Consider the following 16,438-nt stretch of genomic DNA (forward strand, 5'->3'; position numbering starts at 1 on the left):
CATAATTTATGCTGGGTGTTTTTTTATTTATGAATATTGGATAACAGCCATCACGAGTACGACAACCATACTGCTTAACATAGGCACAGATGTCCGTTTAACGACATCGATAGGTGTTAAGTCAGACATACCTGCAACGGTAATAATAACGCCAGCCACAGGTGACATGGTTCGACCGATACCAGCTGCAAATAAAATTGGAAGTAATGGTAATAGAGGGTTTACACCAAAGTTTGTCGCAATTTGCGGAACGATTGGAATAAATGCCATTACTGGTGCGTTGCCTGAACCCGTTATAAAAGCGGTTAATAAAATAAAACCAGAGAAGACAATCACAATACCTGCAGGACCAAGATCAAAAGACTTAGCATTGCTAATTAGGGCGCTAATTGCGCCAATGTTGGTTAAACCTGCAGAGAAATATTCAGCTGCGATCATTAACGTTAGCACGCTCGCAAAGATCATACCTGTTCCTTTCAACCAAGCTTCAAAGTTATTGAAAGCACGTTGAACCGAACGGAAACGAATCGCTTCAATGAGAACACAAATTGTAATTGTCGACATCATTGCGATTGGAATCGTCATCGTTATTGATTCCATCACCATACTTGAAAAGCCGAATAAAAATACGAAAGGTAATACGGGTAGTAATGCGTAAAAGCCCGGTACCACATCGGTATTATCGTGTTCTTGTTCTAGTTTCTCGAGGTATTTACCGCGATCATCTGCGGGGTTATAGCCATCCTTTCGATCACAGTATCGCTGCCAAACAATATTTACAACAGGGATAATAAGTAATAGTAACGCTTGGAAAATTGTTTGGTGGTGTACAACAAAATCCATAATTTCTACATTAATGGTGTTGGCACCAATGACGGCATTAATTTGTCCTGGGCCGTACTCCCATGCAGTTGGAATAACGATGGTCGCAACCGCTGTTTTAGCACTGACACCCGCGTTTCGTAATACAGGATATAAAGTGCCCATTAGTAGTAAAGATAGCGATGTTGCACCTGTAATAAAGACATACATGATAGAGACAAATAGCAACACAAGGATCAATAAGATATATGGGTTTTTTACAGCCATCACCGGACGAGATGTTGCTTTTACTAGGGCTTGAGATGCGCCAATATGGTTTAAGTAAGTTGAAACACCCGCGATAGAAACGAGTGTTAAACCGACTTTTCCTAGTCGAGTGTTGGTTATTTCAGTAAATTTTTGCCATAAGTCGAAGAATAGAGCACCTTGTGTTTGGCCGTCAGGAAGAACAGGGTTGATGCCTGAAAGGGAAGCATAAGCTAGAAGGAATAAACCTGCGGTGATTAATGTTGCTTGAGGGTTAAACTTTTTTAGCATTGAATAGGCAACAAGCCCAACAATTGCAATCGTAAATATATATTCCATTTTAATCTCATTGTCCGATGATAAACAGGAATATTATTGATACTTAAAGAGAATAAATATTGATCGTGAATAATTAATGCTATATCTATTACTATGCGTTATTAAAAATGGAATGATCATCACTAATCTTGTAAAAGCAGAGTATGAGATTAGATAATCTTTTGTTTTAAAAAATTATTCTGATGATTTTTATTAGGTAACTTTAAACTTTTCTATATGATTAAGGTGTAGGTGATGCTGTCTAATTATTTTTTGATCTTGATCTAAAAAACACATTGTAGTCTTTAATATGAAAAGCCATAGAAACAGTACTATCAGTGATGTTAAGTTCACTGAATATATAGATTTAATATTGAATGCATTCTGATATAAATACAATGCAGAAAGAAATCCAATAGCAATAAGAGAAATATCTTTATAAGTACTTAATATTTTATAAGAGTTATCATTACGAAACTTATGGCTAAGTAATTCTTCGTCAATGGTTGTGGATAATAAGTGATATATTTTTGTTAGCGCAATGTATAGTTGCTGGTTATCAATATGCCTTAAAGATTGTTGCTCAATTTCATCTATTAAATCTATAGCAAAATTTATAGGTATATAATTTTCACCTACTTTCTTGATCAAGATTTGAAACTTACACACTAACTCTTTTTCTTCTGAGTATTCTTTTTTTAGGGGAATTTTCAATTGACAAAAAATATCTTCTATTTCAGTAAGTGTTTTAGAAGGAATGTTTATCATCAACATAACGTTTACCTGTCGTACTATGTGAAAGTGATAGCTGTATTCAATATAATTGTTTACTTGAATACAGCTATTTTTATTTCATTAAATAAATGCTAAGAGTGGAGAAATACAAAGTAAAATACCTGTAATGATAATCAAGTTTGTTGATAATCCTTTGTACTTGTGGAGGTGAGGAACTTTATATACAAGATAAGCAGGAATTAGACACCCTACAATACCAAAGATAGGCGAACAAATTGAAGTAAAAGATAAAATCGGTAAGTTTAACGCAACGGCTCCCCATGCGATTAAAATAGTAAACAAGATCGTTAATTTACTTACTAATTGTTTGTTTATATTTTCTCGCTTATATTTTCGTTCCAGAACATTCATTGCCATACCACTGCACGCTTCTTTGAATGCGAGGAAAACACCAAAGAAAGAGGTCACAACAGCAAAAATATTAATGATGACACCTACAGCTGTTGCCCAACTACCAGGGAAAAAGTGTGCGATCATGGCTAACGCAGAGATGTTTTCTTGTTTTGCATGCATTGCTTCATCTTGGCTAATTGCAAAAGTAAACGAAAGAGCAAAGAAAAAAACAGAAACGAAGAGTACGGTAAATGCAACTTTCATTGCTCTCAAAGCCTTATAACGCGCGACTTCGATGGATTTTGCATGCGAACGATAGGAGATAACCATTGGGCTCAATGATTGGATAAATAGAATAGAGGTTAATGTAAAAGGCAGTGTAATGATGGCATTTTTGATTAATGGTTGCCAATTTCCAATTTTAGGCACATTAGCAAAGTCCCATTCAGGGATCATTAATATCCCCATTATTGCAACTAAACTAATGACTGTAACCGCCATTACACCAGATATTTTAAAAAGAATTTTTTCACTTTTTGAACCAATGAAACATAACAAGCAAATAAGCCCTAAACCATAAAATATATTATGATTTAAATGATGTTCTGTTATTCCAAAAGAGTGTAAATATGAAGCACTGTCATTAGTCACTGATAATGCATAAACTAATACCCAAATAACAAGCATAAGGAAATAGAGTGCACCAAGACATATTCCCCAGTTTTTTCCTAAATATCCAGAAATAACACCTGGGTAATCTGTACATTCTTTTGATTCAGCTAGTGTATTAATAAATAACTTTTGAAATAAATACATTGCAGGGTAACCAATCACAGATGATAGTAAAAATACCCACAGCCCCATGACGCCTACTTGTACTGGAAGAAATACAATTCCTGCGCCAATTGCCATTCCAATACTCATTACAATCCATCCAATATCTACATTATCGAATTTTATTGCTTCCTTCCATTCCTCTTTTGTCATGTTTGCTTTTTGGTGTAATGGAGTATTTATATCATTGGGTAGGGGAAAAGTATTAACTATCATTGCAATATCCTGTTATTAATTTTATGGATTATTCCCCGATATTATTAATGTTTTTTAAATTATATTTTTTGCTTATTGGTTAGGGTGTAAGTAATATCACATAAAAAACTCGGCCATATATGACAAATGTGATTAACATATTAAAAACATAAAATATAACATTTCATATATAAAATGTTATTTTTATATTATAACTTTATATACTTTTAGAAGTGAGACTAAATTCAAAGCAACTAAAATTAATCTATGTAATAAGATCCTCTATTCATATTTTAAACAATCAATTGAACAGTGTTCGATTGTATTGTATGGTAAATAAAAATAAAATTATGCAATGACACGAGGTGTGTATGAGTCAATTATCTTTATTAAAAAATCAATCCTTCCTGCCGTACTTTATTACGCAGGCACTGGGTGCTTTCAATGATAATCTATTCAAAAATTTTCTATTACTCGTGATTGTATTTTCATCACTGTACAACCAAGCTGAAAGTGCCATGCTGGTGAATCTTGCCGCTGGTTTGTTTATTTTTCCTTTCTTTATTTTTTCACCGTTAGGTGGGCAGTTAGCGGATAAATATGAAAAATCACGGTTAATTCAGACGCTAAAATTGATCGAAGTAGGCGTAATGGCATTAGGTGCATGGGCGATACAAATGCAATCGATCCCTTTGCTCTTGGGTCTATTATTTTTGATGGGGGCCCAGTCTGCTTTTTTCGGACCGGTAAAGTTTGCATTGATGCCGCAACACTTAAAACAAAAAGAGTTACTTGCTGGTAATGCATTAGTTGAGATGGGGACGTTTCTTGCGATCCTTGGTGGGACCTTATGTGCTGGCTTTATTTTTTATACTGAAGACCGCGCATTTACAGCCTCTGTTTGCGTTGTTGTACTATCTCTTCTTGGCTTTGTCTGTAGTCTTTTTATTCCAAAAGCATTGCCGAATAACGCTGAATTAGCGATTAATTGGAACCCTATTAAACAGGTTGTAAAAACAATCCGTATTACTAAACAAAACCGCACTGTCTTTTTATCAATTTTAGCCATTAGTTGGTTCTGGTTTGTGGGAGCGACCTATTTAACTCAACTTCCACATTTTGCGAAAACATTTATTAGTGATGATCCTCAATATGTCACAATGCTACTGACTATTTTTTCAGTTGGCATTGCGCTAGGAGCGATTGTTTGTGAGAAGTTATCTGGCGATAAAATTGAATTAGGTATTCTCCCGCTTGGGGCTTTAGGCATGAGTGTGTTTGGCTTTGATCTGTATTTTTCAAGCCAAACTATCATCACCTCAAATTCAATGACTGTGGTTGATTTTACGCTTAACAATTATCGTTTACTGCTTGATTTAATGTTACTTAGTGCTTCAGGAAGTATCTTTGTTGTGCCGTTAAATGCGTTAATTCAGCAACGAAGCGAAAAAGAACACCGTGCTCAAGTGATTGCTGGTAATAATGTTCTTAATGCATTGTTTATGGTTGGCAGTGCGTTATTCTCAATTGTGATGTTAACAGTCGTTCATTTATCAGTTCTCGAGCTGTTTCTTTCTATCGCGTTACTTAATGTGATTGTATCTATTTACGTATTTAGTCAAGTTCAAGAATTTTTAATACGCTTTATCGTGTGGATTATTTCCCGCGTTCTCTATCGAGTGAAATCAACGGGGCTTGATAATATTCCTGAAACGGGACCTGCTGTTTTAGTGTGTAATCATGTTAGCTTTGTTGATGCAATCTTAGTGGGTGCAGCCAGTCGTCGACCTGTTCGTTTTGTCATGGATAAAAATATCGCGAATTTACCTGTGATGAAGTATTTCTTTAAATGGGCGAAAACGATCCCTATTTGTTCACCAAAAGTATCAACTGAAATTTATCAACAAGCTTTTGATCAAATTGATAAAGAGCTTTCATCTGGCGAAATTATTTGTATCTTTCCCGAGGGGAAAATTACACGTACAGGTGAAATAAATGAGTTTAAACGTGGTATTGAACATATAGTAAAACGTAATCCTGTCCCTGTTATTCCGATGGGATTAAAAGGGGTATGGGGTTCTATCTTTAGTCGTAGCGGACGATTTACGATTATGCGCGCGATAAAACGTTTTCGCTCTGAGCTTGAAGTTGTTGCTTCTACACCGATACCGGCAGAACAAATATCAGCTGAAAAATTAGAAAAAGTGGTTTATCAATTAGTGAATAATTAGTATTCGCCAAGCTGGAGTATCTCAGTTAAAGCATTTGTGAGTGAGGGCTGGTATTTGAGCTAGCTGAGCTAACGAGGAAAAAACGCTTCTTATCTTCAATGACGTTAGGAGAGTTACGCGCGGTATGAACAATATCTGTGTCCGTAATCTGCCAACGAATCGGTTGTTTAAGATAGCCGTGTTGATGTAATCGTAAGAGTAAAAAGTACGTACACTGCATTTAATCTCCTTATGGAATTTTTCAAGCGTAGTCTATAACTAGAATTGTAAATATAATTTATAACTTTTTGTTATAGGTATGTTTGATGTTTTTAGGAAATAAAAAACAAGAGGGACAAAATGATGAATAAGACAAAAACTTTACTCTTCACCGCTCTCGCTTTGGGGGTATCTCACCAAGTGTTAGCACAAGATCTCACGGTTAAAATGACTGATCTACAAACAGGTAAACCTGTTGGTACGATTGAACTAAGCCAAAATAAATATGGGGTAGTATTTACACCTGAACTGGCAGATTTAACACCAGGAATGCATGGTTTCCATATTCATCAAAATGGTAGCTGTGCTTCATCAGAAAAAGACGGCAAAGTTATTTTAGGTGGTGCAGCAGGTGGGCATTACGATCCGGAGCACACGAATAAACACGGTTTTCCATGGACTGATGATAATCATAAAGGTGATCTGCCAGCACTGTTTGTGAGTGCAAATGGTTTAGCAACTAACCCTGTTTTAGCGCCACGTTTAACGTTGAAAGAACTAAAAGGTCACGCAATTATGATCCATGCGGGTAGCGATAATTACTCTGATACGCCAAAAGCATTAGGTGGCGGCGGTGCACGTGTTGCCTGTGGTGTGATCCAATAAAATAGTGAAAACCAACAGCAAGGTTGTCGCTGTTGGTTTTATTTTAATCAGATTAAGTTTTTTATAGACAGCCAGTCAATTGTAAAATATGTAAAAATGTGAAATTAATGGTGATTTTGAAATATTCCCTTCATAACCTTTAATAAAATGTGGTCTTAATCAAATTTAAAAATCTCACAATAGCGTAATTTCTCGCTCGCATTCGGTCTTTGAGTGTCTATTGCTTATATGGATATGCGAGTATCATGAAACTAAATAAAACAACCCTTGCCGTAATTGTGGCATCTAGCATCGGTATTGGCTGGCTGACGCTAGGGGGAACACAAGTCATCCTTGATAAAACATCTAGCACTGAGTTCTGCCTTTCTTGTCATTCAATGGAAACCCCATACAAAGAGTATTTAGGCTCTGTGCACTTCAGTAACGCGAAAGGCATCCGAGCTGAGTGTTCTGATTGCCATATTCCACAAGAACCAATGGAATATTTATGGACTAAGATCCGCGCGACCAAAGATGTTTATCATGAGTTTGTGACCGGTAAGATTGATACTGACGAGAAGTATGAGCAGCACCGTGCAGCCATGGCGGAAACGGTATGGGAACAGATGCGCGGTAATGATTCTGCGACTTGCCGTAGCTGTCATGATGAAGATGCAATGGAAACTTATGATCAGTCGGAAGATGCACAGAAAATGCACTTGTATGCGGCGGAAAATGATCAAACCTGTATCGATTGTCACAAAGGCGTTGCACACCTTCCACCTGAAGCCAAAATGGATTCAACCGCGCTTGATCACCTGTTAGATGAAGCGCAGACAACCCCAGCAGATGCAAAAGTGGTGTATCCAGTACAAACCATTGCGATGGGGGATTTAGGTTCTATTAACCCAGCGACACCACTGAAAAACCTTAAAGATGAAAATGGTAAGCGCCAAGTTGAGCTCTCGGGCTACCAAATGCAAGGTGCCGAGCAAGTGCTGTACATGGGCGAAGGTCAACGTGCCATTATTGCGACCTTAACCAAAGACGGTGAATCAGCATTAAAAACGGGTGAATTTAAAACCGATGATTATGGTAATCAATGGCGTCCAGTATCGCTTGTGGCGACGATTGAAGCGCCAGTGCTTGATAGCCAACAACCGCTTTGGGATTACGCAGAGCAGCTCGATAACGTGTTCTGTTCAACCTGTCACGCTAAGATCCCTGCAAACCACTTTACCGTAAACGCATGGCCTTCAATAGCGAAAGGCATGGGCGATCGCACGTCTATTTCAGCAGAAGATCTTGAAATATTAACGAAGTTCTTCCAGTACAACGCCAAAGATGTGGTAGGTCACTAAGCATGAATAAGGAAATTACCATGATGTCATTATCACGCCGCCATTTTTTAAAAGGCGCGACGGCTTCGATTGGGGCATTGACGATTGCTAAAGCGATGCCTGTTTGTGCAACGACCACCGAACCACAAGGAAAAGCGGTGTTATCGGCAGCTCACTGGGGCGCAATGCTGATTGAAGTGCAAGATGGCAAGATTGTGTCATCGAAAGGCGCATTGCCAGCAACAGTTGAAAACAGCTTACAAACCACAGCGAAAGATTATGTTCACACCAAAGCTCGTGTGAAATACCCAATGGTACGTAAAGGCTATTTAGACAATCCAACAGCGCCACAAGGTAAACGTGGCAGTGATGAGTTTGTACGTGTGAGCTGGGATCAAGCATTAGATTTGATTCACGCCCAACATATGCGAATTCGCCAAACTTATGGCCCTGAATCCGTCTTTGCTGGGGCTTACGGTTGGCGTTCAAGTGGTGTATTACATAAAGCCCAAACGCTATTGCAACGTTATATGAGTATGGCTGGCGGTTACTCAGGCCATATGGGGGATTACTCAACAGGTGCTGCACAGGTGATCATGCCGCACGTGGTGGGCTCGATTGAAGTGTATGAGCAGCAAACGACTTATCCTGTGGTGTTAGAAACCAGTGATGTGGTGGTGTTATGGGGTTTGAATCCGCTTAATACCTTAAAGATCGCGTGGAGTGCGACTGATGGTGCGGGGCTTGAGTTTTTCCACCAACTGAAAAAATCAAACAAGACCATTATTGCGATTGATCCTATGCGTTCTGAAACCATTGAGTTCTTCGGTGATCGCGCTGAGTGGATTGCACCGCACCCAAGTACTGATGTGGCTATGATGTTAGGTATCGCTTATGCATTGGTTGATAGCGGTCAGTACGATAAAGCTTTCTTAGATAAATACACCGCAGGATATGACAAGTTTGAAGATTACCTCTTAGGTAAGTCAGATGGTATTGCTAAAACACCGCAATGGGCATCTGATATTTGTGGTGTACCAGCAAAACAGTTAACGATTTTGGCCGATATCTTTAGTAAAAATCGCACTATGCTAATGGCTGGGTGGGGGATTCAGCGTCAGCAATACGGTGAACAACGTCATTGGATGTTGGTGACGTTAGCGGCAATGTTGGGGCAAATTGGTTTACCGGGTGGGGGATTTGGTTTCTCTTACCACTATTCTAATGGTGGTAACCCAACGCGTGATGCTGGTGTATTACCTGCTATATCTGCAGCCATTGATGGTGCCTCTTCTGCGGGGAACGACTGGGCAGTATCAGGGGCTATTAACAGTTTCCCTGTTGCACGTATTGTGGAAGCGTTAGAAAATCCGGGACAAACTTATCAGCATAATGGTCATGAAAAAGTGTTCCCTGAGATCAAAATGATCTGGTGGGCTGGTGGTGCCAACTTTACTCACCACCAAGATACTAACCGTTTAATTGATGCGTGGCAGAAGCCTGAATTAATTGTTATTTCAGAACCGTATTGGACGGCTGCAGCAAAACATGCCGATATTGTTTTGCCTATCACCACCTCGTTTGAGCGTAATGATTTAACCATGACGGGGGATTACAGCAATCAACATCTCGTGCCAATGAAACAAGTGGTTGAGCCACAATTTGAATCACGCAATGATTTTGATGTGTTTGCTGATATGGCTGAGCGTTTAAAAGCGGGCGGTCGCGGTGTGTATAGCGAAAATAAAACAGAGATGGAATGGCTAAATGGCTTCTACAAAGAAGCACAAGCCATTGGTCGTCAAAACCGTGTTGCAATGCCAAATTTCACGTATTTCTGGAAACAAAACCAACTGCTTGAAATGAAGTACAACGCGCAAAACGCCAAGTTTGTTCGTTATCAAGCTTTCCGTGAAAATCCCATTATGAATCCACTCGGTACACCAAGTGGTAAAATTGAGATCTTCTCGAAAACCATTGAAGGTTATAACTATCCCGATTGTCCCCCTCATCCAACATGGCTTGCGCCAACGGAGTGGGTAGGTAATGCGAAAGATGGCGAATTACAGTTAATGACCTCTCATGCTGCGCACCGTCTTCATAGCCAATTAAATTATGCAGAACTTCGTAAAGAATACGCGATTGCTGATCGTGAACCGATCTCAATTCATCCTGAAGATGCAAAACAGCGAGGGATAAAGCAGGGAGACTTAGTGCGTGCTTACAATCACCGTGGTCAAGTACTAGTAGGCGCTTACATTACAGATGGCATTAAGCAAGGCTCAGTCTGTATTCATGAAGGGGCATGGCCTGATTTAGATCCTATAACTGGGATTTGTAAAAATGGTGGCTGCAACGTATTGACGGGAGATATTCCGACTTCACGCTTAGCCAACGGCTGTGCAGGTAACTCTTCTGTTGTGAAGATTGAAAAATACACTGGACCAGTATTGCCACTGACAGCGTTTGATGAGCCCGCGATAGCGTAATAAGCGTTTAAGGCCATAAATATATATAAGCCGTAACTATTATTTACGGCTTTTTTATTTGTTAAAGTTTTTGATGATCGGCCGATATAGTTTAGGTATTCGGTTAATAAAGATCGTTATTTGAACTTATTTGATATAGATCTTGAAATTATCGAAAAAATGTAACTAAATTTAAATTTCAACTATAATCGAAGAAAAGCACTAGGTGTATAGGGATACTGGTTATGTTTAATTTATGGAAAAAGCAACAAATTGATAAGCCTGTATTAGGTACCGCATCTATCGCTAAGCAACGCTTACTTGGTGAACTGCGTACTAATCGCATTCCGTACAATGTTCAAATGATGAAAGATGAGCTATCGAGACTACTATCTCAATGGGCTGATATAAAAGATAATAAAATTGAGATTGTGAAAACAGCTGAGTCGAAATCATTATTGAAGATAAGATGCCGTTGTTCGTAATTTGAGAAACGTTAAATATACCTCTTTTTTGCTTAAGTCTTTACTTAAGCAGAATTTTCACATTATTCGTATTAAGTATTTTTGCTTTTAGCTGTCCTATCTCTTGTACTTCTTATTTTTACAAATATCTTTACTATTTTTTGCCATTCCTAACGATTTTTACATATATTTGTTATCTTCTTCTTAAATATGCCGAATAATTGTTATTGATATATTTAGTTGTTTGTATGATTTATGTAACCGCAAGAAAACGTATGGGATAGTGTAGGTATGCAGGGATGGACGTTTTTCAAAAATAGAACAATAAGCATTAAATCAATTGTTATTTTTCTTTTTATACTAGTTGCACTTATTACTTCATCGATCGCGATTGGTTTACAATATTACCATAGTAAGCAAATGGCGCGAGATCAGGCAAAGGTTAAGTATCAAATGTTAGCCGAGTCTGTCTCTGATGCTGTAACAGATGTTAGTGATGATGCCATAGCAACGGTAAAGTACCTCTCACACTTAGGCACTATTCTTGATTCGCCATCTAAAGATGTTATTCGTCGTATTTTCACTAATGTTTTAAAAGACAACCCAAGTTTTTATAGTGCCTTTATTGGAACGGATAAAAACTATGCCTATATCATTATTAATTTAGATTCTATGTCTGAAGTAAGACGCAAAAATAATGCATTAAAGCAAGATCGCTGGCTGATTATAGAACGAAGTGCTGATTCAAATGGTATGACACAATATGATTCTTTTTATGATGCCAATTTTAATTTACGAAAAAAAATAAAACGTAAAAATGTTTTTTCACCAACATTACGCTCTTGGTATATAAATGCGACACGTGGTTCAGTTTTCCGTACTGAGCCTTATTTATTTTTACCTGAAGAGGTTACAGGCATAACTTACTCAACAGAAGTGCCTACTGATAAAGGCAAGGTTGTTGTTGGTATCGATTTTACACTGTCGCATTTTAATAAATTATTACAAGAAAATAGTGTTAGCGATGTTAGTCATAATTTCCTTTATTTACCATCAGGAGAGTTAGTAGCAAGTAGTGAGCCTTCTTTTAGACAACAGCCATTACCCAAATCTAAACCTTTAGTACTAACGCCAGAAGAGCAAAAATTAATTAAAAATACCCCTATATTGCGCGTATCAAATAAAGAAAACTGGGCACCAATAGATTTTACTATATCGGGGCGTCCTGCCGGATTGATCCCTGATTTACTTTATATGGTGGGTCAATCTACAGGACTTGAGTTTGATTTTTTTAACGGTGCGGGATCACTAGGATTACAACAGGCATATTCCAGTGGAGGGTTAGATATTCTTACGTCTGTACCTGATATTCCAAGTAATCAGGGATTAGGTATTTTTAGTAAACCTTTATTTAAATCTCCCTTTGCCATAGCGGTTTCAGATAGTAAGCATTACGAAAAGTTACAAGATCTAAATGGCAAACGCTTAGCATTATTAAGCAACTGGCCAATTATCTCAGTGATCAAAGAAAAATACCCTTTAATTGATATTGTGACGTACTCACATGTTGATCAAGCTTTAAGAGCAGTAAAAAAGGGAGAGGTTGATGCTTTCATTGATTTAGAAGCTGTACTTAGCTATGTTTCTGAACAATTTATGATTAATGATCTGACTTATCATACATTAAATATTGAAAACAGCTTTCCGTTATCATTGGTTCTGGCTCCTGAAAAAAAGCCACTTTTAGATATTATTAATCGCGCGATTGAATCATTGACGCCTCAGCAGCAACATTATTTACAGCAGAGATGGTTAAATTCTGATGTGGAAGTGAATCGCACGGGTGTCGTACCTTATGTAGAATTAATCGACTTTGCGGCTGATGAGTCTTACCAGAACCAACTGATAGAAAAGAATAGTAATGACGATGACTATTTTTATTATGTACGCGATGTAAGACGTGGTGGACATGATCAAATATTTTTTGCTTCGATGGTACCTAAAGCATCGGTTTATGCTGCCAGTGAAGAAAGAATTCGTACATCTATTTATACATCAGCACTATTATTACTAGTGTTACTTCCGCTAGCAGGATTTTGCGCAAAACCCATAGTTAAGCCAATTTTACTGCTTCGTAAAGAAAATAAAAAAGTGAAGCTGCGACATTATAGTGATGTCGCTGTGATCCCGACTCGAATCAAAGAATTTCATGATCTTTCGATGTCAATTTACACTACCGCTGAATCTCTTCAAGAGCATGAAAAACGTCAAGATGAATTTGTCGAATCGTTTATTCAGTTAATTGCTCAAGCAATCGATGATAAATCCCCTTATACCGCAGGGCACTGTAATCGCGTGCCTGAAATTGCGTTGATGTTTGCCCGTGAAGTGGAAAAATCAAACCAAGGTCAATTCGCCGATTTCCGTTTTAAAAATGCAGCAGAACGTCGAGAGTTTAAAATTGCAGCGTGGCTACATGACTGCGGTAAGATCACAACGCCTGAGCATATTGTTGATAAAGGAACGAAATTAGAAGCAAACTATAATCGTATTCATGAAATTAGAATGCGTTTTGAAGTGTTATGGCGTGATGCGGAACTTAAGTATTTACAACATATTATTGATAATCCGCATGAACAAGAAATAGCATTGGCGACATTAAAACAGACGCAAACACAGTTACAGGATGACTATAAATTTGTGGCTAACGCCAATGTTGGAGGGGAGTTTATGAGTGATGAGCATATTGCTCGTATACATGAAATCGCCAATAAAACATGGTTACGCCACTTTGATGATCACTTGGGTTTATCGCCATTAGAAGAATTGAGTGTATCAGCAAAATCGGAAACGTTACCTGTTGAAGAACATTTGTTGGTCGATAAGCGAGAACACTGTATCAAGCGTATTAATGAGCTAAATTTTGATCCAGCGTTTGGAATAAAAATGCAGGTACCTGAGCTTCAATACAACCTGGGCGAGATTTATAACCTAACGATTAAACGTGGTACGTTAACAGCAGAAGATCGCTTTAAGATCAATGAACATATGATCAGTACAATTAAGATGTTAGAAAGTCTACCGTTCCCTGATGATCTCGCGCGTGTACCGCGTTACGCCTCAACCCACCATGAAACAATGAAAGGCACAGGATACCCTCGTAAGCTATCTGCAAAAGATCTCAGTACTCCTGAACGTATTTTAGTGATATCTGATATTTTTGAAGCACTAACAGCGGCAGATCGCCCATATAAGAAGGCAAAACCGTTAAGTGTTGCGATAGATATTTTGCACAAAATGGCATTAGATGAGCATATTGATATGGATCTATTTAAATTGTTTTTATCAAGTGGCGTTTATATGCAATATGCTGAAAAGTTTTTACCTTCTAAGCAAATTGATGAAGTTGATATTGATAAGTATCTTTCTAGTTAGTCATTTTATGTAACATTTTTTTGATGGTTTTTTGATGGTTTTTTGATGGTTTTTTGAATATTAGCCCACATTTTTAATGTGGGCTTTGTTTTTGATATTTATTCTCATTAAACAGAGGTGTCTATTTTTTGGCTGATGTAACGCTATTTAATAACAGATAGAGTGTCATAATTTAAAAGTTAGATTTTATATTTGATACATAACGGCAACTTTAAAATAAAAAACAGTGTGGACTTAGTGTTATTAATAATCTTAATAACTTTAACTGTATGATTACTATATCAATACTGGTCATTTTTCTTATTTAACTGAAATATATCGATATATTCATTTTTATATTGTGATTTCATCCATTAAGTCAAGAGAAAAATATATCTTATATTTTTACTCTCGTCTGTGTTTATATACGCGCACCTTTAATACTTATATTGGTCGTAAGACTATAAGCATTGCTGATTTTTAACATGAATCAAAATCTAGATATTCAATGTCAAAAAACTATTCAAAACTATATTGATGACACATCAATATGGGGAAAAGGGTCAAACCGCTTTTGCCTGTCAATGACAAAGGTACAGTGGCGAATTTGGTTATTGGCGACATTTGGAAAGTTTTTCGAAGGAATGATCGTGTTTATGATGGGGCTAACTTTGCCCTTGATCACGCTGCAATTTCATTTAACAGAATTTCAAAAAGGTACCCTGAGCTCTTCAATACTGTTCGGCATATTAATTGGTGCAAGTGCGTTAGGGGGGTTATCTGATCTCTACGGACGAAAGAAAATGTTTATCATTGAGATGGCATTACTTTCTGTTTGTTTAGTCGGTATGGCATGTAGCCAATCTTACTTTACTATCTTACTGTTTAACTTTGGTATCGGATTAGCATTAGGGTGTGATTACCCGACCGCGCATTTAATGATCTCGGAAAGTATTCCGACTAAAAATCGCGGTAAGTTGGTACTTGGTGCTTTTGCTTTTCAGTCGATTGGTGTTTTGGTAGGGATCCTCACAGGCATTATCGTACTGACTTATGCTGAAGATATTAATGCATGGCGCTTAATGTACATATTGGCATTGGTTCCGTCATTGGCAATAACGGTTGCACGTTTCTTTATTCCTGAAAGTGCACACTGGCTACTGTCGAAAAAACGTGAGAAAGAGGCTGAAAAATCACTGAAACAATTATTAAATCGTGATCCTCAATCTGATATGACATTGACGGTTGTGCCATGCCCTGAAGGTGAAGAGCACCATTCATGGTTAGGCGGTTACAAGAAATTATTTAAGCAAAAGTACCGTGCAAAAACGATTTTGGCTTCTGCTCCTTGGTTTATCCAAGATTTAGGCACATATGGTATTGGTATTTTTACTCCTGTTATTTTAGCGTCGGTGCTTGACCCACATGTCGTTGTTACGGGAGATGTGCTTCATAGTACGATAGCAAGCATTGTATATTCAGCGAAAGGTACGGCATTGATTGACTCCTTGCTTATTATTGGGGTGATCTGCGCAATTATTTATTCTGAATCGATTGGTCGTATGAAGTTGCAAATTTATGGCTTTATTGGCTGTGCGGTCGGTTTGGCTTTAGCTGCTGTGTCGATAAAGCTAAGTAATGATTATCAAATATACCTGCTGTTTTTAGGCTTTATGTTGTTCAATTTTATGAATAATCTTGGCCCTAATGCACAGACTTATTTAATTTCAGGCGAAGTCTTTCCGGTTAAAATTCGTGCTAAAGGCGCTGGTTTTGCTGCATCGATTGCAAAGTTGGGTGCGATTTTAGCTGCGTTCTTATTCCCTATCTTAATGCATGAAATAGGGGTGTTTAATTTATTACTTTGTCTTGTTGCTACATCACTATTTGGTGCATGGGTAACATATAAATATAGATTTGAAACATCAGGAAAAAATATCGAAAATATTTAGATTGATTACTAAAACTGGATAATCATTAAAAATAGATATTGAAAAAGAGCGTAAGAATATTTCTTACGCTCTTTTTTTATTTACGAATACTGTATTTTTAGCTTTAAATATAAACAAAGTTTATGTTTTCTTTATATTTTTCTCCGTAAATATTCCCCTTTATTTCCCTTCGCCTTGTTAACC

Annotated in this window: 11 protein-coding genes; 7 read left to right on the forward strand and 4 right to left on the reverse strand. The window is 37.6% G+C overall.

Annotated features, from left to right (window positions below):
* Positions 1-27: 27 nt before the first annotated feature.
* From dcuC to C9J41_RS07470, 3 genes are all read right to left on the reverse strand, one after another.
* Positions 28-1,407: a C4-dicarboxylate transporter DcuC gene (gene dcuC / locus C9J41_RS07460; RefSeq protein ID WP_105061771.1), complete on the reverse strand. Its 1,380-nt coding sequence runs from the start codon at positions 1,405-1,407 to the stop codon at positions 28-30.
* A gap of 192 nt (positions 1,408-1,599) precedes the next feature.
* Entirely contained in the window at positions 1,600-2,160 is a 561-nt protein-coding gene (locus C9J41_RS07465) for a hypothetical protein (RefSeq protein ID WP_107207086.1), read from the reverse strand.
* Positions 2,161-2,241: 81 nt separating this feature from the next.
* Positions 2,242-3,564 (reverse strand): amino acid permease, encoded by a 1,323-nt coding sequence (locus C9J41_RS07470; RefSeq protein WP_158259276.1) that lies wholly within the window; start codon positions 3,562-3,564, stop codon positions 2,242-2,244.
* Between the two features lie 350 nt (positions 3,565-3,914).
* Here C9J41_RS07470 and C9J41_RS07475 point away from each other — a divergent pair, with 350 nt between their 5' ends.
* Positions 3,915-5,774, forward strand: coding sequence for an MFS transporter (locus C9J41_RS07475; RefSeq protein WP_107294421.1), 1,860 nt, complete (start codon positions 3,915-3,917; stop codon positions 5,772-5,774).
* 25 nt (positions 5,775-5,799) lie between these two features.
* On the opposite strand, the gene C9J41_RS07480 is transcribed toward C9J41_RS07475, so the two are convergent.
* Positions 5,800-5,994: a hypothetical protein gene (locus C9J41_RS07480; RefSeq protein WP_107294422.1), complete on the reverse strand. Its 195-nt coding sequence runs from the start codon at positions 5,992-5,994 to the stop codon at positions 5,800-5,802.
* Between the two features lie 122 nt (positions 5,995-6,116).
* On the opposite strand from C9J41_RS07480, the gene sodC reads away from it, so the two are divergent.
* The 6 genes from sodC to C9J41_RS07510 all read left to right on the forward strand — a co-directional run bounded on the left by sodC (position 6,117) and on the right by C9J41_RS07510 (position 16,255).
* The gene (sodC, locus tag C9J41_RS07485; RefSeq protein ID WP_107207118.1) at positions 6,117-6,638 is read left to right on the forward strand and encodes a superoxide dismutase family protein; all 522 of its coding nucleotides are present in this window, start codon (positions 6,117-6,119) and stop codon (positions 6,636-6,638) included.
* Positions 6,639-6,883: 245 nt separating this feature from the next.
* Positions 6,884-7,978, forward strand: coding sequence for a NapC/NirT family cytochrome c (locus tag C9J41_RS07490; protein WP_107207084.1), 1,095 nt, complete (start codon positions 6,884-6,886; stop codon positions 7,976-7,978).
* Between the two features lie 20 nt (positions 7,979-7,998).
* Positions 7,999-10,446, forward strand: coding sequence for a molybdopterin guanine dinucleotide-containing S/N-oxide reductase (locus C9J41_RS07495; protein WP_107247601.1), 2,448 nt, complete (start codon positions 7,999-8,001; stop codon positions 10,444-10,446).
* 224 nt (positions 10,447-10,670) lie between these two features.
* Positions 10,671-10,910 carry a hypothetical protein gene (locus tag C9J41_RS07500; protein ID WP_107207082.1) on the forward strand — a complete coding sequence of 80 codons (240 nt, stop codon included), beginning with the start codon at positions 10,671-10,673 and terminating at the stop codon, positions 10,908-10,910.
* Between the two features lie 432 nt (positions 10,911-11,342).
* Positions 11,343-14,324: an HD domain-containing phosphohydrolase gene (locus C9J41_RS07505; RefSeq protein WP_233217716.1), complete on the forward strand. Its 2,982-nt coding sequence runs from the start codon at positions 11,343-11,345 to the stop codon at positions 14,322-14,324.
* 563 nt (positions 14,325-14,887) lie between these two features.
* The gene (locus C9J41_RS07510) at positions 14,888-16,255 is read left to right on the forward strand and encodes an MFS transporter (RefSeq protein ID WP_233217717.1); all 1,368 of its coding nucleotides are present in this window, start codon (positions 14,888-14,890) and stop codon (positions 16,253-16,255) included.
* Positions 16,256-16,438 lie beyond the last annotated feature (183 nt).

This window comes from Photobacterium sp. GB-50 (assembly GCF_003026755.1).
Lineage (GTDB): Bacteria > Pseudomonadota > Gammaproteobacteria > Enterobacterales > Vibrionaceae > Photobacterium.

What these genes read in the sequence shown, in the direction of transcription:
- dcuC (WP_105061771.1), bottom strand. Translation starts at nt 1,407, where the DNA reads ATGGAATATATATTTACGATTGCAATTGTTGGGCTTGTTGCCTATTCA.
- C9J41_RS07465 (WP_107207086.1), bottom strand. Translation starts at nt 2,160, where the DNA reads ATGTTGATGATAAACATTCCTTCTAAAACACTTACTGAAATAGAAGAT.
- C9J41_RS07470 (WP_158259276.1), bottom strand. Translation starts at nt 3,564, where the DNA reads ATGATAGTTAATACTTTTCCCCTACCCAATGATATAAATACTCCATTA.
- C9J41_RS07475 (WP_107294421.1), top strand. Translation starts at nt 3,915, where the DNA reads ATGAGTCAATTATCTTTATTAAAAAATCAATCCTTCCTGCCGTACTTT.
- C9J41_RS07480 (WP_107294422.1), bottom strand. Translation starts at nt 5,994, where the DNA reads ATGCAGTGTACGTACTTTTTACTCTTACGATTACATCAACACGGCTAT.
- sodC (WP_107207118.1), top strand. Translation starts at nt 6,117, where the DNA reads ATGAATAAGACAAAAACTTTACTCTTCACCGCTCTCGCTTTGGGGGTA.
- C9J41_RS07490 (WP_107207084.1), top strand. Translation starts at nt 6,884, where the DNA reads ATGAAACTAAATAAAACAACCCTTGCCGTAATTGTGGCATCTAGCATC.
- C9J41_RS07495 (WP_107247601.1), top strand. Translation starts at nt 7,999, where the DNA reads ATGATGTCATTATCACGCCGCCATTTTTTAAAAGGCGCGACGGCTTCG.
- C9J41_RS07500 (WP_107207082.1), top strand. Translation starts at nt 10,671, where the DNA reads ATGTTTAATTTATGGAAAAAGCAACAAATTGATAAGCCTGTATTAGGT.
- C9J41_RS07505 (WP_233217716.1), top strand. Translation starts at nt 11,343, where the DNA reads ATGTTAGCCGAGTCTGTCTCTGATGCTGTAACAGATGTTAGTGATGAT.
- C9J41_RS07510 (WP_233217717.1), top strand. Translation starts at nt 14,888, where the DNA reads ATGACAAAGGTACAGTGGCGAATTTGGTTATTGGCGACATTTGGAAAG.